Here is a 20683-nt window from a genome sequence, read left to right as displayed (position 1 = left end):
GGCTACCCCCGGTCGGCCGGCAGTTCGGCGCCCGGTACCAGTCCCTTCGCCACCGCCGCCGCGGCCGCGGCGTCCAGCGCCGTGACGACCGGCTGGCCCCGCGCCGCGGCGAGTGCTGCCACGTCCTCGAATTCGGGGGTGGCCCGTACGATCACTCCGTCGCGGTGGGCGACCTTGACCGGTACTTCGCCGTCGTCCGCCATGGGGACGCGGACCCACGTCCGCTCCAGTGCGGTCTTCCGTACGGCCGACTCGCGCACCCCGATCGTGCTGGTCTCCCGGAAGACCAGGTCGCGCAGTGCGTCGGCGCGCTGCCGCGGGGCCAGCACGCGGAGGGTGTGCGCCGGGCGGCCCTTCTTCATCAGGATGGGGACCAGCCAGGCGTCCGCGGCGCCGGCCGCCAGGAGCGAGGCGAGCACGCCGGGCCACAGCCGCGGGTCCAGGTCGTCGACGTTGGCCTCCAGGACGACGGCGGAGGTCTCCCGGTCCGTCCCGGACGCGGCATCCGCCGGGGTGCCGATCACCACCCGTACGACGTTCGGGCGGCCGGGGGTGTCCCGGGTGCCCGCGCCCACGCCGGTCGCCTCGGCCCGCAGCCGCGGCAGGTCGCCGCACTCCGCGGCCAGCGCCGTCACCAGCGCCATGCCGGTCGGGGTGGCCAGCTCGCCCGTGCCGCCGCCCGCCACGTCCCAGCCGGCGGCCAGTTCGAGCACGGCGGGCACCGGCACCGGGAGGTCGCCGTGCGCCGTGCGCACCCGCCCGGAGCCGAGCGCGACCGCGCTCGCGGTGACCCGGGCGATCCCCAGATCGTGCAGCGCGGCGCAGACCCCGACCACATCCGCTATCGAGTCCCACGCGCCGACCTCGTGGAAGTGCACGTCCTCGACCGGCACGCCGTGCACCCGCGCCTCCGCCGCCGCGAGCCGGCCGAAGGCCGCCAGGGCCCGGCCGGCCACCGGCGCGGCCAGCCCGGCCTCCTCGATCCGCTCCCTGATGGAGCGCCAGGTGCGGTGCGGATGGTCCTCGGCCAGCGGCTCGACGCCGACCTTCGTGGCCCGCAGCCCGGCGCGGGTGACTGCCGCCTGCGTCAGCCGCACCGCACCCGGTACCACCTCATCGATCGCCTGCTGCACGGCCTCCGGCGCGGCACCGGCGTCGATCAGCGCGCCGAGCAGCATGTCCCCCGCGACGCCGGAGGTGACATCGAGCCAGGCCAGCCGGTGCGGGTCGGTCATGCGGTGGACTCCTGCGGTGCGGCGGGACGGGCGTGCGGACACAACCCCCGATCCTAGAATCAGGAGTTGGGCGGCGTCTCGTCAGCGGAGATCTTGGTGAGGATCGTCTCGTCCGTGGCGACCGCCGGGCGTGCGGCGACCGCCGGGTGCGCGGCGCCGCGCCGCGGCCGCGTGGTCAGGACGCGGGGCAGTGCACGTCCGGGTTGAACGTCGCCAGCAGCCCGTCGGGGTTGTGCTTGTACAGCCAGACGTGCAGGTCGTAGTGGACCGGCATCTCCGGCGCGTGGCCGGGCATCGGGCCGTCGAACCCACGGCCGAACATCCGCGGCCGGTCGTCGTCGGTGTTCACGTTCTTGTCGCGGTCGAGGACGACGTACTCCAGGGCGCCCAGCTGACGCTTGCCGTCCTTGCCCGGGACGTAGACGAGCACCGCGGGCTTCGCCGGGTCGGTGGAGCCGATGTACGCGTCCTTGACGTAGTGGTACCCCATGCCGCCTTCCGTGGAGCTGACGCACATGTCGGTGTGCTTGTAGCCCGCCTTGACGGCCTCCCGCTCGTCGGTGAACCGGGCGGTGGCCTTCCGGGCCTTCTCCAGGTCGTGCTTGACGTGGGCCGGGTGGTCGGAGTCCAGTCGTTCGTGGGCGGCGGCCGGGCCGGGGGCGGCGGCCAGCGAGGTGAGCGTGGAGAGGGCGAGCGTGGTGACGGCGAGTGTGGCGGCCAGTCGGCGTGCGCGCATGGAGCGGGTTCCTGTCCGTAGATGAGGTGAGGTGACGTCAGATATGACGTCAGACAGGAGCCTGCACGCGCCGTCACGGGACCGCATCCGGTGATGGGCCGTTAGGGAGACCCGCGGACAAAAGTCCAAGTCCTGTCCGACTCGACGGCATTGACGTACGTTGCCGCATGTCGGAGGCTTGCGGACGGTTCAGGCCCCCGTTTCGCTTCCCCTGGGCCGTCCGCGTTCCCGCTGTCCGTCCGCACCCCGGAGGCCACGTGACCGTCCTCTCCAGATCCCGCACCGGCGCGCTCGCCGTCCTGCTCGCCGCCGCCACGCTCGGCACGGCACCCCCGGCGGGCGCGGCCCCGGAGCCCGCGCCCGCACAGCCGCTGCCCGCGATCTCGCCGACGCCCCAGCACATGTCCCGGGTCTCGGCCGACGTCCGGCTCGGCGGCCGCGCCGAGATCGTCGCCGGCAAGGACACCGACGCGGCAGCGCGGCAGCTGCTCATCGAGACGCTGCGCGCGCACGGCGTCCGTGACATCGATGTCACCGACCGCGCCACGGGCCACGCCCCGCTCACCGTGCTGCTCGGCCCGGCCGACCGCCCGGACGTGGCGGCGGCCCTGCGCGGCACCGACGTACCGACGCACGACGAGGGGTACGCACTGCGGGTCGCTCAGGAGCGCGCCACCGTCGCGCTCGGCGGCACCGACGCCGCAGGCCAGTACTACGCCGTCCAGACCCTGCGCGGCCTGATCACCGAGGGCCGGATCGCCGGGGCCGCCGTCTCCGACTTCCCGTCCATGCCGCTGCGCGGCTCCATCGAGGGTTTCTACGGCTCCCCGTGGACCAACGAAGAGCGCCTGGACCAGCTGGACTTCCTCGGTGAGGTGAAGTCCAACACCTACGTCTACGCGCCGAAGGACGACCCGTACCACCGCGAGAAGTGGCGCGACCCCTACCCCGCCGACAAGCTTGCCGAGCTCGGCGCCCTGGTGAAGCGCGCGACCGGGAACCACGTCCGCTTCACCTTCGCGGTCTCGCCCGGCAACTCCATCTGCTACTCCGACCCGGCCGACGTCAAGGCGCTCACCGCCAAGCTGCAGTCGATGTACGACCTGGGCGTGCGCTCCTTCTCCGTCCCGCTGGACGACATCAGCTACACCAAGTGGAACTGCGCGGGGGACGAGAAGAAGTTCGGCGCGCCGGGCCGCGGCCCCGCCGCCGAGGCGCAGGTGGGGCTGCTCAACACCGTCCAGCGCGACTTCATCGCCACCCACGAGGGCACCAACCCGCTCCAGATGGTCCCCACCGAGTACGGCGACCTCACCGACACCGCGTACAAGCAGAAGCTGCGCGCGGCGCTGGACAAGGACGTCGAGGTGATGTGGACCGGCACCGAGGTCGTGCCGTCGGAGATCACCAACGACCAGGCCGCCAAGGCCGCCGAGCTCTTCGGCCGCAAGGTCTTCGTCTGGGACAACTACCCCGTCAACGACTACGGCCAGACCGCGGGCCGGCTGCTGCTCGCCCCGTACGACAAGCGCGAGGCGGGCCTCTCCGACCACCTGAGCGGCGTCGTCTCCAACCCGATGAACCAGGAAGCGGCCAGCAAGCTCGCCGTCTTCACCATCGCCGACTTCGCCTGGAACGACCGCGGCTACGACAAGGCCCGCTCGGCCCGGCAGTCCGCGCTGCACCTCGCGGGCGGCGACCCGCGGGTCGCCGACGCCGTGCAGACCTTCGTGGACCTCAACCACATGGCGCCCACCTTCGGGGAAACGCCGTGGCAGCCGCAGGCTCCGGTGCTCAGCGCCCGGCTGGCGGAGTTCTGGAAGGCGTACGACAGCGACCCGGAGGGTGCGGTGAAGAAGCTGCGCCCGACGGTCGAGGACATCGCGCGGACGCCGGGCGTGCTCCGCGCCGGGGTGCCCGACAAGCTCTTCCTGCAGGACGCCGACCGCTGGCTGGACGCCACGGAGCTGTGGGGCTCGGCGATGCGGCACGGCCTCGCCACGCTGACGGCGGTTCAGGACGGGGACACGGCGCGGGCCGCGAAGGAACGTGCCGCCATGGACGCCGACGCCACGGCCGCCGGGAAGATCACCTCCGACCCGGAGGAGACCCGCCCGCACGGCCCCGTCAAGATCGCCGACCCGTTCATCGGCGACTTCCTCGCGAAGGTGCGCGAACTGCAGGACACCGCGGCGAAGGACTGACCGGACGCCCGGGGTGCCCTCCTGCGAGAGCACCCCGGACCGCCCGCCTACTTCAGATACTCGTTCGTATAGGTCTTCTTCAGGTCCACGTCCGCCTTGGCGATCTCCGGCGTGAAGGCGGCGAGCACCTTGTGCACCGCCTCGGCGCCGTCGGCGCGGATCCGCCCGTCCTTGGCGTAGGCGTCCTTCGCCTGCGCGATGGCCTTCTCGTAGACCGCCGGGTCGTCACCCGCGTACTGGCGCGGCATCTTGGCCGCGATCTCCTTGGCGGAGTGGGTGTCGATGTACTTCAGGGCCTTGAGGATCGCCTTCGCGAGCTTGCGGGCCTGGTCGGGGTGGTCCTCCAGCCAGTCCCGGTCGGAGTACAGGACGGCTGCGGGGTAGGTCGACACCCCGAAGTCCTCCTCGACGCCCTTCTCGGTACGCGTGTCGGTCAGCAGCTTCACCTTCCCGGCGCCCGCCCGCTTCTGCAGCTGGGAGACGGCCGGGTCGAGCATGACGGCCGCGTCCACCCGGCCCTGCTCCATGGCCGCGACCGCCGTCGAGTCGCCCCCGATGCCCTGCACGCTCGCCGCGTCGGCCTTCATGCCGTGGTCGGTGAGCAGCTTCTTGAGGAAGAAGTCCGTGGAGGAGCCGGGCGCGGTCACGCCGACCTTCGCGCCCTTGAGGTCCTCGACCGAGTCGATCTTCTTGCTCGCCTTGGGGGAGACGGCCAGCACCAGCGACGGGTACCGCAGCATGTTGACGAAGGACACCACGTCCCGCTGCTTGGCCTGCATCTGGATCGTGTGGTCGTAGTAGCCGCTCACCACGTCCACACTGCCGCCCTGCATCGCCTGCAGCGCCTTCGACCCGCCCTGCAGGTCCTCCAGCCGTACCTGGACGCCCGCCTCCTTGTAGTACCCCAGCTGCTGGGCGAGCGTGGTGGGCAGGTAGACCAGCAGCGGCTGGCCGCCGACCCCGATGCGTACGGCGTCGCCCCCGCCGGCGGACGAGCAGCCGGAGGCGGCGGCGAGCGTGGCGAGGCAGGCCGCCGCGGCCACGACCGCCCGCAGCGGTCGCCTGAAGTGGTGCGCCATGGAACTCTCCTGGAGGTGTGGGAAGGGGATCATCCGTGGGCGCGCTCGCGGGCGGGCTGCCAGCGCAGCAGCCGGCGTTCGACGCGGTTGACGAGCAGGTCGATGACGACGACCACGACGGAGAGCACGGCCATCCCGGCGAACACGCCGGTCGTGTCGAACGTCCCCTCCGCCTGCGCGATCAGATAGCCCATGCCTTCGGAGGCGCCGAGGTACTCGCCGACCACCGCGCCGACGATCGCGAAGCCGACGCTGGTGTGCAGGCTGGAGAAGATCCAGGACATCGCGCTGGGCAGCAGTACGTGCCGGATCAGCTGGCTCTCCTTCGCGCCCAGCATCCGGGCGTTGTCGACCAGCACCCGGTCCACTTCCCGTACGCCCTGGTAGGTGTTGAAGAAGACGATGAAGAACACCAGCGTCACGCCGAAGGCGACCTTCGACCAGATGCCGAGCCCGAACCAGAGCAGGAAGATCGGCGCCAGCACGACCCGCGGCAGCGCGTTCAGCACCTTGATGTACGGATCGAGCACGGCGGCCAGCGTCCGGGCGCGGGCCAGCAGGAAGCCGATGGCCAGGCCCAGCACCCCGCCGATGACCAGCGCGAGCGCCGCCTCCAGCAGGGTGGTCAGCAGATGCCCGGCGATCTCGCCACTGCCCAGCCACTCGCCGATGCGGCCCGCGACGGCGGCGGGGGAGCTGAAGAAGAAGGGGTCGACGACGCCCGTACGGCTGCCCGCCTCCCAGCCGGCGACGAGCAGCACCGCGAGGCCGAGCTGCGCGGCGAGTACGGCGGGCCGTGCCGGGCCTGTGCGGCGGCGCGGCCCGGCGGACCGGGATGGCGTGGCGTCAGCCGGCGTCTTGGACAGCTCCGACGCCCGCGGTCCCGTGGGAAGCGCGCTCATAGGTCCTCATCACCTCGTTCCTCAAGTCCGCCCAGATCGCGCCGTACAGCTCGGTGAAGCGTGGCGTGGTCCTGATGTCGAGCAGGTCGCGCGGCCGGGGCAGATCGACGGGATAGCGGCCGACGACGCCGCTGCCGGGCCCCGCGGACAGCAGCACTACCTCGTCCGACAGCGACACCGCCTCCTCCAGGTCGTGGGTGACGAAGAGGACGGTCTTGCCGCTGTCGGTCCACAGCGTCAGCAGCTCGTTCTCCATGATCTGCCGGGTCTGCACGTCCAGCGCCCCGAACGGCTCGTCCATCAGCAGGATGTCCGGGTTGCCGATCCAGCTCTGGGCGACGGCCGTGCGCTTGCGCATACCGCCGGAGAGCTGGTGCGGGTAGGCGTTCTCGAAGCCGGCCAGGCCGACCCGGACGACCCACTCGTGGGCCCGCGCCAGTCGTTCGGCCTTGTCCACGCCGGACAGTTCGAGGCCGAACGCCACGTTCTGCACGACGGTCTTCCAGGGCAGCAGGGCGTCCTGCTGGAACATGTAACCGGCCTTGCGGTTCAGGCCGCGCAGCGGCTCGCCGCCGATCAGCACCTGCCCGGCGGACGGCTCGCGCAGCCCGGCGACGGCGTTGAGCACCGTGGACTTGCCGCACCCGGTGGGCCCGACGACCGAGACGAACCGCCCCGGCGGCACCGTCAGGTCCACCTCCCGCACGGCCGTGTAATCACCCTCCGCGCCGTGGTACGTCATCGTGACGCCGCGCAGCTCCACGGCCGCACTGTCGTCCCCGTCAGCCACCGGCACCCTCCGATCAGCGGGACCTGAAGATCACTCGCCGGTCATGATTGGTCACCACACCGTGATCGCGCAACGGTTGCGCACGACGAAAGTTGGCTGGGGCACGTATGGCTTGGGGGAGCGGCCGCAGCCACGGCTGCTGCGGGAGGCGGGCTGCCCGGTTCGATGATTCCCCTGGCCGGCAGGATTCTGACTTACTCTCGCTTATTCCGACATAAGCGCCATACACTGTTGTCGGATCTTCGGATGCCGCACACCACTCAAAACTGCGAGCCCACAGAGCGCATCATGCCCTCCTCATCGCCCCACTCCATAGCTGCCACTGCCCTTTACGTGCTGGCAGGAGCGGCCCTCGCTGCTCCGCTCGTCGCGTGCGGCACGTCCAGCGAGGCGCAGCAGACCAAGGACACCCGCGTCGCCTGGTCCGCTCCCTACACCTCGTGGAACGCGCAGGCCGCTCACCAACTCGCTGCCCAGGCCGCAGCGCAGGACCGAGCCGCTGCGAAGGAGCGGGCCACCGCTGCCGAAGCCGCTGCCCACGATGAGCGGCCGGCCTCCCGGCCCGGCGGCTCGCAGTCAGGAGAGGCACCGCAACAGCAACAGCCGTCGTCACCCGTCGGCGAGGGCGGTCCCGAGCAGTGCACCACCGACCCCGCTGACCGGGCCGCATGCCGGCTGCCGGCAGGAGCCGAGATCACTCCCGGTGGGGGTGATGTCGACGGGGACGGCGTCTTCGAGACGAACGAGCCGGTCGGCCCGGGGTACAAGGACCCGCGCGCCTACAACGGCGGCAAGACCTCCGGCGAAACCCAGTGCGAGTACCTGCGTCAGCAGGGCATCGCCTGCTGACGACCGGCATCGCTGACCGGCGTCGTGCGGTGCCGACCTGTACGGCGAGTGGATGAGGGAGGGCGCGGCCGCAGTCGCATGGGTGTGGCCGCGGCGCGCCGGGCAGTCAGGGCGTGATTGTCGGGGCGCCGCGGCCGGTCTTTGGCAGGGTCAGCCGGACTGTGGGAACGGGGGGTTGCCCGGGTCGGTGAGTGTCATGCCGAGTTGGGCGCGCTCGGTGAGCCAGCGGGTGGGGCGGTAGCGGGGGTCGCCGGTCGTGCGGTGCAGCGCCTGCTGGAGGGCGAGCAGGCGGGGTGCGCCGATGGTGTCGCCCCAGGCGAGCGGGCCGTGCGGGTAGCCGAGGCCGGTGGTGACGGCGGCGTCGATGTCGGCGGGCGTGGCGAGCCCGCGTTCGGCGATGGACGCCGCGACCGAGACGATCGAGGCAAGCAGCCGCTGCGCGACGGAGCCCGCGGTGTCCCGTACGACGCTGACGGCGTACGGCTCCGCCGCCGTTCCGCCGCCGGACGCCGTTTCGTCGCCGGGAGCAGTGAGGACCGCGCGGGCGTCCGCCGCCACCTCCGGGTCCGTGGCCGGGGTTGCCGCGAGGACCCGGCGCCGGGTGGGGAGCGACAGCGGGTCCACGCCGAGGGTGCGGGCGCGTGGCAGGCCCAGCCCCGCCACCGCCTCGGCGACGGTCGTGCCCCAGGTGGCCACCAGGACGACGGAGCCGTCACCCGGGAGCTCGGCGTCGTCGAGCACCGCGCCGCCCGCGGCGAGCGCCGCGCGCAGCGCCTCGGTGCCGGGGCCGGTGCCGGCCACCCACACCGGCCGCTTGCCGTCACCGGTGACGGGCGGCTCCGGCGTGGCGGCCGGCGCCGGGTCCCCGGGGCCGTACGCGTACCAGCCGCGGCCCGTCTTGCGGCCGTGCAGCCCGGCGGTCACCCGGTTCGGGGTGAGGAAGGACGGGCGGAGCCGGTCGGAGTGGCGGAAGCCGTGCCAGATGGTGTCGATGACCGCGGCGGTCACATCGAGCCCGGTCAGGTCCATCAGCTCGAACGGACCCATTTTCAGGCCGAGTACGTCGCGCGCGATGCGGTCGAGGCCCGGCGCGTCGGTGACGGTCTCCTCCAGGAGTGCCAGCGCCTCAGTGACGAGGCCGCGCCCCGCGTGGTTGACGAGGAAGCCGGGGGTGTCGGCGACCACCACGGCACGGTGGCCGGTGCCCCGTACCAACTCGGTGAGGAGCGGCGGGATGTCCGGCCGGGTCGCCGTGCCCGGTACCACCTCCACGATCTTCATCAGCGGTACGGGATTGAAGAAGTGCAGGCCCGCCAGGCGCGACGGGTCACTCAGCGTCGCAGCGATCCCGGTGACGGAGAGGGAGGAGGTGTTGGTTGCGAAGACGGTGGACGCGGGCAGTGCCTCGGACAGCTTTGCGAAGACCTCGGCCTTGGTGTCCAGGTCCTCCCGGGCCGCCTCGATGACCAGCTCGACCTTGTCGCCGGGCGCCCAGGGGGAGTCCAGCGGCACGATGCGGGCGAGCGTCTCCGCGGCCTCCCGCTCCGTCATCCGGCCCTTGGCGGCGGCCCGGTCGAGCATGCCCCGGACGAAGTCCACGGCCGCGCCGACCGCCTCCGTACGGATGTCGCCCAGCTCGACGGTGTGACCGGCGGTGGCGGCCCACTGGGCGATACCGCGGCCCATCACACCGGTGCCCACGATCCTGATACGCACGTCCGTAACTCCTTCTGATCAGCGCAGGTACACGCGGTCCGGATCGACATCCTCGCGCAGCAGCCGCAGCTCCTCGGCGCTGGGCGGCCGCACGGTCTCCACCGTGTCGGCGACCGCGAGGTCCCAGCCGGTGTTCTCGCGTACCTGATCCACCGTCACGCCCGGATGCACGGCGACCAGCTTCAGCTCCTCGCCGACCCCCTCGCGCGCCAGGATGCCCAGCTCGGTGATGACCCGGGTGACGCCCGTGCCGAGCGGCCGCACACCCTCCTCCAGGGCGCGGTCGGGGCCCGGTGTGGTGCAGAAGTCGAGCTTCTCCGTGAAGGAGCGCGGGTCGTGGCGGCGCATCACCACGAACACCTCGCGGGAGTTGGCCATCACCTCGACCGCGCCGCCGGACCCGGGCAGCCGCACCTTGGGCGCGTCCCAGTCGCCGATGACGGAGGTGTTGAGATTCCCCCACTTGTCGATCTGCGCGGCGCCGAGGAAACCGACGTCGATGTGGCCGCCCTGCAGGACGTACCCGAAGAGCGCGGGCATCGACAGGACCGCCTCGGCACCGGTGATCAGCACCGCGTCCGCGATGGTCTCGGGGAGGTGGGAGGGGTGCGCGCCGCACACGCCGGACTCGTACACGATCTCCAGTTGCGGGGCGACCGTGAGGTGTGCGAGCGACGCGGCGAGTGTCGGCAGGCCGATACCGGCGAAGACCGTCCGCCGCCCGGCCAGTTCCCGCGAGGCGACGACGGAGAGCCGCTCGGAGGAGGTCATTTCGGTGGGGTGGGTGGTCTTGGTGCTCGCAGTGGTCTTGGGGCTCACAGTGGACTCGGTGCTCACAGTCGCCTCCCGTAGTTCACCGGCAGGCTGAGTGCCTCGCCGACCGCGAGGGAGTCCCAGAACTCCTCGCCGAGCTTGCTGACGTACTCCGCGTGGTCCGCGGTGTCGTACACCCACTCCTTCAGCCACGCCTGGAGCTGCTCGCGGTCCTTGCTGATGCCGGACCAGGCGCGGTAGAAGGCGTTGTCGCGGTCGTAGTAGCCCTGCGCGAAGGAGGGGTGGGCGCCGCGGGGACAGGCCACGACCGCGTCCACGGCGTGTGCGGGGATCACCGTGCGGTTGGGGTCGGAGCGGACGACCTCGTCCTCGACGATCTCCTCGACGACCACGACCGCCTTGTCCGCCGCGTAGACCGCCTCGGCCTGAACACCCGTCAGGCCCCAGATCTGGGTGTTACCGCTGCGGTCGGCGCGCTGCGCGTGAATGATCGTCACGTCCGGGTTGACGGGCGGCACGACGTACACCTGCTCGGGCTCGCCGTCCGGGCCGGGGTAGGGCGAAGTGACCTTGCGCAGGCCCTCGTTGACCGAGGGCAGATCGCTGCCGCCGTACGAGCGCAGCGGGTAGAAGGGCAGCCGCTGGGCGCCCGCGAGGTAGCGGCAGATCATGCCGTAGTGGCTGTACTCCTCGAAGGCCAGCGGGGCGGGGTCGGCCTTCTCGACGCGGCGGCGCAGCTCGCCGAGCGAACCGGCCGAGGAGTTGCCGACGAAGGAGGAGACCAGGCGGGAGACACAGCCCGCGGCGAGCATCTGGTCCACGACGATGTCCGCGGTCATCCGGACGACGGTGAGGTCGCGGCGGCCCTGCCGGATGATCTCGTGCCCCGCGGCGGTGGGGATGAGGTGGGTGAAGCCTTCGAGCGCGACGGTGGCGCCGTCATGGACGAAGGAGGAGATGGCCTCCCGCATCGTCATGGTCTTGTCCACGGTGCTCCTCGGCGTGCGGGGTGTGGATCCGGTCCCGCATACCGTTTCACCGGCCATTGATCTCCGTCCAATACCGAATTAAGGTCAGACTGATACGCGGAAAGAAATAGTCGGTGCCGGCGGGCGGACGGAGACGGTATGGAACTGCGGCATCTGACCGCCTTTGTCGCGGTCGCCGAGGAGCTGCACTTCGGGCGGGCCGCCAAGCGGCTGCAGATGGCGCAGCCGCCGCTGAGCCAGCAGATCCGGCAGCTGGAGAAGGAGCTGGGCGTCCAGCTCTTCGAGCGCAACACCCGTTCGGTGCGGCTGACCAGCGCGGGCCAGTCCTTCCTCGATCCGGTGCGCACCGTCCTGGCCGACCTGGACACCGCCACCCGCGCCGCCAAGGCCGCCGGGCGCGGCGAGTACGGCCGGGTCACCATCGGCTTCGCGGGCGCGTCCACGCACGAGACGCTGCCGCTGCTCACGCGTGCCGTACGGGCCGCGCATCCGGCGCTGGAGCTGGTGATGAAGGGCCAGACGTACGCCAATGTCGCGCTGGCCGGGGTCGCCGACGGCTCCCTCGACCTGGGCTTCGTCCGGCTCCCGGTCACCCAGCCCGGCGTGGCGACCCGGGTGATCGACGAGGAGGAGCTGGTCTGCGCGCTGCCCTCGGACCACCCGCTGGCCCGCCGCCGGCGCATCCCCATCGCCGCACTGGCCGACGAGTCGTTCGTGAGCTTCCCCGCGAACGCCGGGTCCACGGTCCGGGACGCCACCGTCCGGGCGTGCGAGGCCGCCGGGTTCAACCCGCGCGTGGTGCAGGAGGCGCCCGACTCGTACACGATCCTGGCGCTGGTCGGCGCGGGCGTCGGCGTCACCCTCACCGTCACCTCCTGTCAGCACATCCAGCAGACGGGGCTGGTCTACCGGCCGCTCGCCGGCCCGCCGATCCGGCTGCAGGCCGCGCTGGCCTGGCGTCCGGACAACCCGTCCGCGGCCCTGCGTACGGTCCTCGCGGTGGCCGAGGAGGCCCTGCCGACACCGGAAGGAAAGGCTCCGGCACGCGTCTGACCTGCGGCGAATTCTGATTGATAAGTCTCGCGTCCGAATCCTCGCCGAATTGGATATTGGACCGGCTCAGTGCCCGGGTGGAAAAGTCACCGGGAAGCGTCCACCAGGAAAGGCCCGTGGCATGACCGACCCCACTGAAATCGTCCTCTGCGAACCGCTGCGCACCCCGATCGGCAAGTTCGGCGGCGCGCTCGCGGGGCAGCGTCCCGCCGCCCTGGCCGCCCGGCTGATCACCGAGATCGTGCGGCGCACCGGCGTCGCGCCGGAGAAGATCGACGAGGTCATCCTCGGGCACGCCTGGCCCACCTCCGACGCGCCGGCCATCGGCCGGGTGGCCGCCCTGGACGCCGGCCTGCCCGAGACCGTCACCGGCGTACAGGTCGACCGCCGCTGCGGCTCCGGCCTGCAGGCGGTGCTGGACGCGGCGATGCAGATCAAGGCCGGGTTCAGCGATGTGGTCATCGCCGGTGGCGTGGATGTGATGAGCGCGGCGCCGTACTACACCCACGAGGGCCGCTGGGGCATCAAGGGCCCCAACCTCCAGCTGCACGACTCGCTCAGCCGCGGCCGGGTCACCGCGGGCGGCGCGAACCACCCCATCCCCGGTGGCATGATCGAGACCGCGGAGAACCTGCGCCGCGCATACGGGATCAGCCGCGAGGAGCAGGACGCGCTGGCGCTCCGCTCGCAGCAGCGGGCGGGCCGCGCCATCGAGGCGGGCCTCTTCGACGACGAGATCGTGCCGATCACGGTGCGCGGCCGCAAGGGCGACACCGTGGTGGCCGCCGACGAGCACCCGCGCCCGGACACCACCGCCGAGCAGCTCGCCAAGCTCAAGCCGATCATGGGGAAGCAGGACCCGGACGCCACCGTCACCGCGGGCAACGCCAGCGGCCAGAACGACGCCGCCGCTGCCTGCCTGGTGACCAGCGCCGCCACCGCCGAGCGGCTCGGCCTCACCCCGATCGTGCGGCTGGTCTCCTTCGCGCGTACCGGCTGCGCCCCGGAGACCATGGGCCTCGGCCCGGTCGGCGCCACCCGCGCGGCGCTGGACAAGGCGGGCCTCAAGCTCGCCGAGCTGGACCTGATCGAGCTGAACGAGGCGTTCGCCGCCCAGGTACTGGCCTGCACCAAGGAGCTGGGCCTCGGCGAGGCCGACCACGAGCGGCTCAACGTCAATGGCTCCGGCGTCTCGCTGGGCCACCCGGTCGGCGCCACCGGCGCCCGCATCCTGGCCACCCTCGCCCGCGAGATGAAGCGCCGCGAGGCCCGTTACGGCCTGGAGACCATGTGCATCGGCGGCGGCCAGGGCCTCGCGGCCGTCTTCGAGCGGGTCGCCTGAAGGTCCGTCGGGGCCTGACGATGCGTCGGGTCGCCTGATCCCGGCCCGATCCCGTGCACGGGGAGCCGTGCACGGACAAGTACACACAGCGCACCACCCGTACCACCCAGGGGCGCCGCTCGGACGACGCGGCGCCCCTGGTCTCCCCTTCCCTTGATCAAAGACGCCCAGGGAGTCCGTATGAGTGCGCCCACCGCGCCCACTGCCCGCGACCGCACCAGAGCCGCCAACCGCGCCGGGATCGGCGCCTTCATCGGCTCCACCATCGAGTGGTTCGACTTCTACATCTACGGCACCGCCTCCGCCCTCGTCTTCGACAAGGTCTTCTTCCCCGAACTCGACGGCGCGCTCGGCACGTTGGTGGCCTTCGCCACCTTCTGGGTCGGCTTCCTCGCCCGCCCGCTCGGCGGCATCGTCTTCGGGCACTACGGTGACCGGCTCGGCCGCAAGAAGACCCTCGTCATCACCCTGCTGATGATGGGCGTGTCCACCACCGCCATCGGCCTGCTGCCCGGCTACGCCTCCATCGGCGTCGCCGCGCCGATCCTGCTCGTGATCATCCGGATGATCCAGGGCATCGGCCTGGGCGGCGAGTGGGGCGGCTCCGTACTCATCGCCTCCGAGTCCGCGCCCAAGGGCAAGTCCGTGCTGTACGGGGCGTTCGCGCAGCAGGGTTCGCCGGTCGGCAACACCCTCAGCACGCTGAGCTTCCTCGCCATCAGCCAGCTGCCGGACGACGCCTTCACCTCCTGGGGCTGGCGGGTGCCGTTCCTCGCCTCCGCGCTGCTGGTCATGGTCGGCCTCTTCGTACGGCTGAAGGTCGCCGAGTCCCCGGCGATGGCCAAGCTGATCGAGAAGAAGGAGGTCGCGAAGCTGCCGCTGACCGAGGTGCTGCGCAGCCATCCGATGCTGATCGTCCTCGGCATCGGGGCCTGCACCATCGGCCTGTCCGCGACGTACTTCAAGTCCACCTTCGCGCTGTCCTGGGCGACCAGCGTGCTGGACTTCGACCGCAGCTCCTTCCTCACGATCATCCTGGTCGCCAACATCACCCAAATCATCGTGCAGCCCTTCGGTGCGGTCCTCGCGACGAAGATGAAGAGCTGGTCGCGGGCGGTCTGCGTGATGCTGATCCCCGAACTGTTCCTGATGCCGGTGATGTTCGTCCTCATCGGCACGGAGAACTACGGTCTGGCGATGTTCGGCGTCGCGGTCGCCACCATCCCGCACTGCCTGTACTACGCGGCGCTGGCCGGCATGCTCGCCAGCCGCTTCCCCGCCCATCTGCGGTACACCGGCATCTCTCTCTGTTACCAGCTGTGCGGCACCCTGCTGGGCGGCACCACCCCGATCATCGGCCAGTCGCTGCTCAACTGGACCGGCTCGATCACCGCGGTCATCGTCTACGCGGTCTTCCAGGTCGCGCTGACCATGGGCTGCATGCTGCTGCTCCTGCGCCGCCCGAACCACGACGAGACGGCCGCGGACGAGGGCGTCAGCGCCGGCACGGAAGGGCTCGCCTCAACCAGGAGTTGATGTCCGAGACGCCGGATAACGGTCACGGTGGGTAGGTGGACTGGTGCGTCCCGTTCCGCTCGTGAAAGGATGTGCGAAGCGGAGAGCGCGCGACTCAACTGTCCGTTGGGTGTGCGCGCTGCTTCGTTGTGGCTGGGACCAGGGCGTATGGGGATGGGACACCGATCATGGCACGAGGGGGCGACGGCGCGCCGAAGAGTGAGGACAGTCCGCTCGCGGAGCGGCTGAACCACCTCTTCGCGCACATGCACCCGCCCGGTGCGCCGTATACGAACGCCTATGTCGCCGAGGAGATCAGCGAGGGCGCCGAGTACGGCGACGTCACGCTCTCCGAGCAGTACCTCTCCATGCTCCGCAAGGGCAGACGCAGCAATCCGAGCCACGAAGTGCTGCGCGCGCTCGCCAGGTTCTTCGCGGTGCCGGTCGGCTATCTGCTGGGGGACCTCTCCCAGCCGCAGGCCGACCGGGTGGAGGAGGAGCTGCGCTTCCTCGCGGCCATGCGGGACCAGCGGGTGCGGACCATCGCGCTGCGCTCGGTCGGGCTGCCGCCCGAGGTGCAGGACAGCCTCACGACGATCATCTCCCAGTTCCGGCAGCAGATGGACCTGCCGCCGGACCCGCCGGCGACCAGCGGTGAGGCGCCGCATGCCGGCCACTGACGAGCAGCTCTTCGCCACCTGGCGGCGGACGGGAATCGAGGACGGTACGGCCATGCGGGTACGGCGCATACGCCGGCGGTGCAAGCAGCTCGTACAGGAGCTCGCGCTGCCCGCCGCGACCGATCTGCCGGGCCTGTGCGACGTCGTGGCGCGGCGCGTGGGCCGGCCGGTCCGGCTCGCGCCGATGAGCCTGGGCGGCGTGGTGTCCGGCATGACGGCGGGCACCGACGACGGCTGGTGGGTCTTCTACGAGCGGCAGACCTCGCCCTGGCACCAGACCCACATCGTCCTGCACGAGCTGAGCCATCTCCTCCTCGGGCACGAGCAGGACCCCACGGTCACCGAGGACGCGCTGAAGGTCTGGACGCCCCACATGGACGTCGCGACGGCCGCCCGGCGGATGGGCCTGACCGCCCGCTTCGCCCGTCACCACTGCTACGACAACGCCACCGAGCACGAGACCGAGGTGCTGGGCACGCTCCTGATGGCCCATGTGGTGCCCGCGACCGCCAAGGACGACCCGCCGCTGAGCGGCGACGCCGCCGAGATCGCGGCCGCGCTGGCCCCGGCGCTCAAGCACATCCGCCGCGAGCTGGACGGCGCTCCGGGCGCCGCTTCCGACGCTTCGGACAGCGGCCCCGACGACGGGGGGCCGCCCCGTGTTTGACGTCGTCTACTTCTGCTTCGCGGCCGTCGCCTGGACGCTCGCCGGGTACAAGTTCCGCGCCTGGCTGCGCGACCGGCGCAATGCCGACCTGGGCCTGACCAGCATGATGACGGCGGGCGTCGCGACGGTCTTCCTGTTCTCGGCGCCGAGCCTGTACCGGGCCTTCGACCGGCTCACCGGCGTCGCCAACCTCGCCATGGTCTTCCTGTACTCCTCCGTCGTGGTCTTCGCGGCCGGCGCCCTGGTGCTGCTGCTGCGCTGGACGGGCGGCGAGGACGAGGCGGGCCGCCGCCGGGCCCGTTCCCGAACCCGCGCGGTCCTCACGCTCGTCGTCGTGGCCTGGGCAATCGCCGTCACCGGCTTCGCCGTCGGGCGCCCGGACGCCGTGGAGCACCCGCGCGACTTCAGCACCGCGTACACGGACGCGCCCGGCGTCATGGTCTTCCTGATGCTGTACCTCGCGATCTTCGGCGCCAGTCTGGCCGGGCTCGGCACGCTCTGCCCGCGCTACGCCACCAAGGTCGGCCCGTCCTGGCTCGCCCGCGGCCTGCGCGTGCTGGCCGCCGGCTGCTGGCTGGGCCTGCTGTACTGCGCCTGCAAGCTCGTCGGCTTCGTCCTCTCCTGGGCCGGCAGCCCGGCGCTCTGGCTCTCCAACGGCGTGGCCCCGCTGAGCGCTTCGGTCGCCGCGATCCTCGTCCTCGCCGGCTTCGCGCTGCCCGCCGCCGGGCCCCGCGCGTCCGCCTGGCGCCGGCTGCGCCGCCTCTCGCCCCTGTGGCGCGAGGCCACCGCGCAGGCCCCGGAGGTCACGATGGAGGGCTCCCGGCCCGGCCGCTGGCCCTTCGCCGACCTGGAGTGGCGGGCCAACCGCCAGATGGCCGAGATCCGCGACGTACAGCGCGGCATCCGCCGGTACGTCGAGTCCGACGCCGTCGACATCGCCCGCGAGCGGGCCCGTGCGGTGGGCGTCGGACCGGCGCAACTGGCCGCCGTGGCCGAGGCCGTGGCGCTGCGCCGGGGCCTGGACAACCGGCAGGCGGGCCGGCTCCCGGAGCCGTACGCCGAATCCGTCGTCGTCACGACCGACATGGCGCCGGCCGCGGAGTACGAACACTTGGCGCTGGTCGCGGACGTGTACCGCTCGTCCTTGGCCGACACGGTGCTCGCCGAGCTACGGCAGCGCAGCAGCGTCAGAGAGCGCGGGGCCTAGCGGCGGCGCACCACAGACCAGGTGGCTCGGTACGGGGGTCCGAACCGCCTTCGGCGCAGGGCGGCACGGGGCAATTGCTCCGTAGCCGCCCTGCGCCTTGTCATGCCCCGGATACGGAAGGCGGACCGCCACCCCATAAAGTCGGGATTCATGCAGAACGCAGCTCATACAGGCTCGCCGGACCGTCCGGACCCGATCGACACGACGATGCTGCTCGACGACCCCTACGCGGGGTACGAGCGGCTGCGCGAGGCGGGCCCGGTCCACCGGATCACCGGCCCCGACGGGCAGCCCGCCTGGCTCGTCACCCGCTACGCCGACGTCCGCAGCGGGCTCGCCGACCCCCTGCTCTCCCTCGACAAGCGCAACAGCTCGACCGGCTACCGCGGCTTCTCCCTGCCGCCGGCCCTCGACTCCAACCTGCTCAACATGGACCCGCCGGACCACACGCGAGTACGCCGCCTGGTGGCCAAGGCGTTCACGCCCGGCCGCGTCGACAAGCTCCGCGCCCCCGTGGCGAAGGTCGCGCACGACCTGCTGGACGCCATCGAGGCCAAGGGCCGCGCCGACCTCCTCGCCGACTTCGCCGGACCGCTGCCGATCATCGTCATCTGCGATCTGCTGGGCATCCCGGAGCGCGACCGGCTCGACTTCCGCGCCTGGTCCGACGCGCTGATCACGCCCGACCCGGCCCGCCCGGAGGCGGCGAAGGAAGCGGTCGGCGCCATGCTGCGCTTCTACACCGGGCTGATCGCCACCAAGCGTGCCGAGCCGGGCGACGACCTGCTCTCCGATCTGATCGCTGTGCGTGACGAGCCGGACGGCGACGGCGGCGTGGCGGGGGACCGGCTCAGCGAGGACGAACTGACCTCGCTGGCCTTCCTGATCCTCCTCGCGGGCTACGAGAACACCGTTCACCTCATCGGCAATTCGGTCCTCGCGCTGCTCGACCACCCGGAACTGCTGGCCGAGTTGCGTGCCGATCCGGCCCGACTGCCCGCCGCGGTCGAGGAGTTGGCGCGGTTCGACGGCCCGGCGCCGCTGGCCATCCGGCGCTTCCCTCTGGAGGACATCGAGATCGGCGGCGTGCGGATTCCGGCGGGGGAGAGCGTGCTGCTCTCGCTCGCGGCCGCCAACCGTGACCCGGAACGCTTCACCGATCCGACGAAGCTCGACCCGCACCGCGAAAATTTCGGCCATCTCGCACTCGGGCACGGCATCCACTACTGCCTCGGCGCCCCGCTCGCCCGGATGGAGACCCAGACCGCCCTCGACGCCGTGATTCAGCGGTTCCCCGGGCTCCGGCTGGACGTGCCGCGCGAGGAGATGCAGTGGCGGCGGAGCATCCGGGCGCGTGGCCTGATCTCGCTCCCTGTCGCCTGGTAACGCCGACTCGAACAGGCTTTTCCTGCATAACCGTTCCGGCATGCGGTAGAAAGGTTCTGAGCCCGCCCGGTGTGCATCCCCCGTCGCACCGGGCGGGTCTTCGCGTGTGACATATGAGCCGTCTGGCGCAGCATGTACTGCGCGTGTCGTTCCGTGTCCCTAGCGTGGTTGCATGGGAACCGACGCTGCTTCGACCAGGACCACCGGCACCCTGACGGCCATAGCCGTGGCGGGCGCCCTCATCGCTCTGCTCGCCCCGGCGTACGCCACGTCGACGCCCCAGGGCAGGGCCGCACCGGAACTATCCACCACCGATACGGCGGCCCGGGCCGGAACACGGCACGCCGCGGCGCCGCCCGGCGGGCTCACCGCCCGGGCCTGGACCCTCACCGACGCCGAGACCGGCCGCGTGCTGGCCGCGAAGGAAGCACATCGCCAACTGGCCCCGGCGAGCACCCTCAAGACCCTCTTCGCACTCACCGTCCTGCCCAAGTTCCCCGCCGACATGGTCCGCACGGTCACCGCGGCGGACCTCAAGGGCGTGGGGGAGGGCAGCAGCCTCGTCGGCATCAAGAAGGGCCAGCGTTACAAGGTCGCCGACCTGTGGCGCGGCGTCTTCCTGCGCTCGGGCAACGACGCCGTGCACGTCCTCGCCAACATGAACGGCGGCTGGCGGGCCACCGCACAGGAGATGCAGCTCAAGGCGCGTTCACTGGGCGCGCAGGACACGGTGGTGAAGACACCGGACGGGTACGACGCCCCCGGCCAGGTCTCCTCGGCGAGCGACCTCGCCCTCTTCGCCCGCAAGGGCCTGGAGAACGCCGACTTCGCCAAGTACTGCGCCACCGTACGGGCCAGCTTCCCCGGCGGCTCCCGGGGCCCGTACGACATCGTGAACACCAACCGGATGCTGTCCGGTACGAAGGGCGTGCCGCGCTATCCGGGCGTCATCGGCGTGAAGAACGGCTTCACGAGCAAGGCCGGCAACACCCTGATCGCCGCCGCGAAACGGGACGGCCGCACCCTCGTGGCCACCGTGCTCGCCCCCAGCAAGAAGAAGAACGCGGTCTACAAGGAGGCCGCCACGCTCCTGAGCTGGGGCTTCAACGCGAACTGACCCGCAACCGAGGCGCATGCGCGGCCGCCGCGACCGGGCCGCGCAGCGCATCGGCCAGGTCCCCGGCCCAGCCCCTGAGCCCCGTGACGTCGATGCCGTACGGGGCTTCGTGCGCGTACGGCTCGATGGCGGCGGCGCCGCGGGTCAGCAGCGAGGTGGCGCCGGTGACATTGCCGCGCGCGGCGTGCGTGAGGCCGACGGCCAGCTGGGCGAGGCCGCGCCACAGCTCACGCTCCTGCGGCGGCCCGGACTTCCAGGCGTCCTCCAGCACCTCGTGCGCGTGGAACGGCTTCCCCTCGTCCAGCAGCCGCTGCGCCTCCGTCAGCGACTCCAGCGGTGTGCGGACCACGCCCTCGGGCTGCCGCTCGACGCCCTCGGCGCCGTACGGCAGCGGGCGGCCGAGCCCGTCCCGCGGCCGGGCGTTGCGCGCCCGGCCCTCGGC

At 71.8% G+C, this 20683-nt stretch carries 19 protein-coding genes; 10 read left to right on the top strand and 9 right to left on the bottom strand.

What is annotated here, in order from left to right:
- Window positions 1–2 precede the first annotated feature (2 nt).
- Together larC and CCS38_RS20590 are read right to left on the bottom strand one after the other, a co-directional pair.
- Window positions 3–1235 carry a nickel pincer cofactor biosynthesis protein LarC gene (gene larC / locus CCS38_RS20595; RefSeq protein ID WP_223734778.1) on the bottom strand — a complete coding sequence of 411 codons (1233 nt, stop codon included), beginning with the start codon at window positions 1233–1235 and terminating at the stop codon, window positions 3–5.
- Window positions 1236–1410: 175 nt separating this feature from the next.
- Window positions 1411–1971 carry a hypothetical protein gene (locus CCS38_RS20590; RefSeq protein WP_223734777.1) on the bottom strand — a complete coding sequence of 187 codons (561 nt, stop codon included), beginning with the start codon at window positions 1969–1971 and terminating at the stop codon, window positions 1411–1413.
- Window positions 1972–2228: 257 nt separating this feature from the next.
- Between CCS38_RS20590 and CCS38_RS20585 the strand changes: the two genes are divergently transcribed.
- Window positions 2229–4175, top strand: coding sequence for a glycoside hydrolase family 84 protein (locus CCS38_RS20585; protein ID WP_223734776.1), 1947 nt, complete (start codon window positions 2229–2231; stop codon window positions 4173–4175).
- 47 nt (window positions 4176–4222) lie between these two features.
- Here CCS38_RS20585 and CCS38_RS20580 read toward each other — a convergent pair whose 3' ends face one another.
- The 3 genes from CCS38_RS20580 to CCS38_RS20570 are packed head-to-tail and all read right to left on the bottom strand — an operon-like array spanning window position 4223 to window position 6898.
- A complete protein-coding gene (locus CCS38_RS20580; protein WP_223734775.1) occupies window positions 4223–5254 on the bottom strand; it encodes an ABC transporter substrate-binding protein in 1032 nt (343 codons plus the stop codon).
- A gap of 29 nt (window positions 5255–5283) precedes the next feature.
- Window positions 5284–6156, bottom strand: a complete 873-nt coding sequence (locus CCS38_RS20575) for an ABC transporter permease (RefSeq protein WP_223734774.1) — start codon at window positions 6154–6156, stop codon at window positions 5284–5286.
- A complete protein-coding gene (locus CCS38_RS20570; RefSeq protein WP_223734788.1) occupies window positions 6101–6898 on the bottom strand; it encodes an ABC transporter ATP-binding protein in 798 nt (265 codons plus the stop codon). Before CCS38_RS20570 ends, CCS38_RS20575 begins: the two co-directional genes overlap by 56 nt.
- 381 nt (window positions 6899–7279) lie before the next feature.
- Between CCS38_RS20570 and CCS38_RS20565 the strand changes: the two genes are divergently transcribed.
- Window positions 7280–7795, top strand: a complete 516-nt coding sequence (locus CCS38_RS20565; protein ID WP_223734773.1) for a hypothetical protein — start codon at window positions 7280–7282, stop codon at window positions 7793–7795.
- 150 nt (window positions 7796–7945) lie between these two features.
- Here CCS38_RS20565 and CCS38_RS20560 read toward each other — a convergent pair whose 3' ends face one another.
- From CCS38_RS20560 to CCS38_RS20550, 3 genes are all read right to left on the bottom strand, one after another.
- On the bottom strand, window positions 7946–9511 hold the full coding sequence (locus CCS38_RS20560) for a 3-hydroxyacyl-CoA dehydrogenase (RefSeq protein ID WP_223734772.1): 1566 nt from the start codon (window positions 9509–9511) through the stop codon (window positions 7946–7948).
- Between the two features lie 18 nt (window positions 9512–9529).
- Window positions 9530–10282: a CoA-transferase subunit beta gene (locus tag CCS38_RS20555; RefSeq protein WP_223734787.1), complete on the bottom strand. Its 753-nt coding sequence runs from the start codon at window positions 10280–10282 to the stop codon at window positions 9530–9532.
- Between the two features lie 62 nt (window positions 10283–10344).
- Entirely contained in the window at window positions 10345–11262 is a 918-nt protein-coding gene (locus tag CCS38_RS20550; protein WP_223734786.1) for a CoA transferase subunit A, read from the bottom strand.
- A 150-nt stretch (window positions 11263–11412) separates the two neighbouring features.
- Here CCS38_RS20550 and CCS38_RS20545 point away from each other — a divergent pair, with 150 nt between their 5' ends.
- The 8 genes from CCS38_RS20545 (at window position 11413) to CCS38_RS20510 (ending at window position 20241) form a co-directional block, all read left to right on the top strand.
- The gene (locus CCS38_RS20545) at window positions 11413–12327 is read left to right on the top strand and encodes a LysR family transcriptional regulator (RefSeq protein WP_223734771.1); all 915 of its coding nucleotides are present in this window, start codon (window positions 11413–11415) and stop codon (window positions 12325–12327) included.
- 121 nt (window positions 12328–12448) lie between these two features.
- On the top strand, window positions 12449–13669 hold the full coding sequence (locus CCS38_RS20540; RefSeq protein WP_223734770.1) for an acetyl-CoA C-acetyltransferase: 1221 nt from the start codon (window positions 12449–12451) through the stop codon (window positions 13667–13669).
- Window positions 13670–13849: 180 nt separating this feature from the next.
- Window positions 13850–15205, top strand: coding sequence for an MFS transporter (locus CCS38_RS20535; RefSeq protein WP_223734769.1), 1356 nt, complete (start codon window positions 13850–13852; stop codon window positions 15203–15205).
- A 167-nt stretch (window positions 15206–15372) separates the two neighbouring features.
- Window positions 15373–15864 (top strand): helix-turn-helix domain-containing protein, encoded by a 492-nt coding sequence (locus tag CCS38_RS20530; protein WP_223734768.1) that lies wholly within the window; start codon window positions 15373–15375, stop codon window positions 15862–15864.
- Window positions 15851–16531: a hypothetical protein gene (locus tag CCS38_RS20525; protein ID WP_223734767.1), complete on the top strand. Its 681-nt coding sequence runs from the start codon at window positions 15851–15853 to the stop codon at window positions 16529–16531. The genes CCS38_RS20530 and CCS38_RS20525 overlap by 14 nt, the downstream gene beginning before the upstream one ends.
- Window positions 16524–17738, top strand: coding sequence for an MAB_1171c family putative transporter (locus tag CCS38_RS20520; RefSeq protein ID WP_223734766.1), 1215 nt, complete (start codon window positions 16524–16526; stop codon window positions 17736–17738). The genes CCS38_RS20525 and CCS38_RS20520 overlap by 8 nt, the downstream gene beginning before the upstream one ends.
- 150 nt (window positions 17739–17888) lie before the next feature.
- The gene (locus tag CCS38_RS20515; RefSeq protein WP_223734765.1) at window positions 17889–19124 is read left to right on the top strand and encodes a cytochrome P450 family protein; all 1236 of its coding nucleotides are present in this window, start codon (window positions 17889–17891) and stop codon (window positions 19122–19124) included.
- A gap of 172 nt (window positions 19125–19296) precedes the next feature.
- The gene (locus tag CCS38_RS20510; RefSeq protein WP_308050837.1) at window positions 19297–20241 is read left to right on the top strand and encodes a D-alanyl-D-alanine carboxypeptidase family protein; all 945 of its coding nucleotides are present in this window, start codon (window positions 19297–19299) and stop codon (window positions 20239–20241) included.
- Here CCS38_RS20510 and CCS38_RS20505 read toward each other — a convergent pair.
- Window positions 20228–20683 (bottom strand): DUF309 domain-containing protein (locus CCS38_RS20505; protein ID WP_223734764.1); only part of this gene is annotated, 456 nt, incomplete at its 5' end. The two genes, CCS38_RS20510 and CCS38_RS20505, sit on opposite strands and share 14 nt — an antisense overlap.

This window comes from Streptomyces purpurogeneiscleroticus (assembly GCF_020024005.1).
Taxonomy (GTDB): Bacteria; Actinomycetota; Actinomycetes; order Streptomycetales; family Streptomycetaceae; genus Streptomyces; species Streptomyces purpurogeneiscleroticus.
Note: the sequence above shows the minus strand (reverse complement) of the source record. Positions and strands in the feature narration are given on the sequence as shown.

Bases quoted from the DNA above. Each gene is read 5' to 3' on its own strand.
- larC (WP_223734778.1), bottom strand. From the start codon at position 1,235: ATGACCGACCCGCACCGGCTGGCCTGGCTCGATGTCACCTCCGGCGTC.
- CCS38_RS20590 (WP_223734777.1), bottom strand. From the start codon at position 1,971: ATGCGCGCACGCCGACTGGCCGCCACACTCGCCGTCACCACGCTCGCC.
- CCS38_RS20580 (WP_223734775.1), bottom strand. From the start codon at position 5,254: ATGGCGCACCACTTCAGGCGACCGCTGCGGGCGGTCGTGGCCGCGGCG.
- CCS38_RS20575 (WP_223734774.1), bottom strand. From the start codon at position 6,156: ATGAGCGCGCTTCCCACGGGACCGCGGGCGTCGGAGCTGTCCAAGACG.
- CCS38_RS20570 (WP_223734788.1), bottom strand. From the start codon at position 6,898: ATGACGTACCACGGCGCGGAGGGTGATTACACGGCCGTGCGGGAGGTG.
- CCS38_RS20555 (WP_223734787.1), bottom strand. From the start codon at position 10,282: ATGACCTCCTCCGAGCGGCTCTCCGTCGTCGCCTCGCGGGAACTGGCC.
- CCS38_RS20550 (WP_223734786.1), bottom strand. From the start codon at position 11,262: ATGACGATGCGGGAGGCCATCTCCTCCTTCGTCCATGACGGCGCCACC.
- CCS38_RS20545 (WP_223734771.1), top strand. From the start codon at position 11,413: ATGGAACTGCGGCATCTGACCGCCTTTGTCGCGGTCGCCGAGGAGCTG.
- CCS38_RS20540 (WP_223734770.1), top strand. From the start codon at position 12,449: ATGACCGACCCCACTGAAATCGTCCTCTGCGAACCGCTGCGCACCCCG.
- CCS38_RS20535 (WP_223734769.1), top strand. From the start codon at position 13,850: ATGAGTGCGCCCACCGCGCCCACTGCCCGCGACCGCACCAGAGCCGCC.
- CCS38_RS20530 (WP_223734768.1), top strand. From the start codon at position 15,373: ATGGCACGAGGGGGCGACGGCGCGCCGAAGAGTGAGGACAGTCCGCTC.
- CCS38_RS20525 (WP_223734767.1), top strand. From the start codon at position 15,851: ATGCCGGCCACTGACGAGCAGCTCTTCGCCACCTGGCGGCGGACGGGA.
- CCS38_RS20515 (WP_223734765.1), top strand. From the start codon at position 17,889: ATGCAGAACGCAGCTCATACAGGCTCGCCGGACCGTCCGGACCCGATC.
- CCS38_RS20510 (WP_308050837.1), top strand. From the start codon at position 19,297: ATGGGAACCGACGCTGCTTCGACCAGGACCACCGGCACCCTGACGGCC.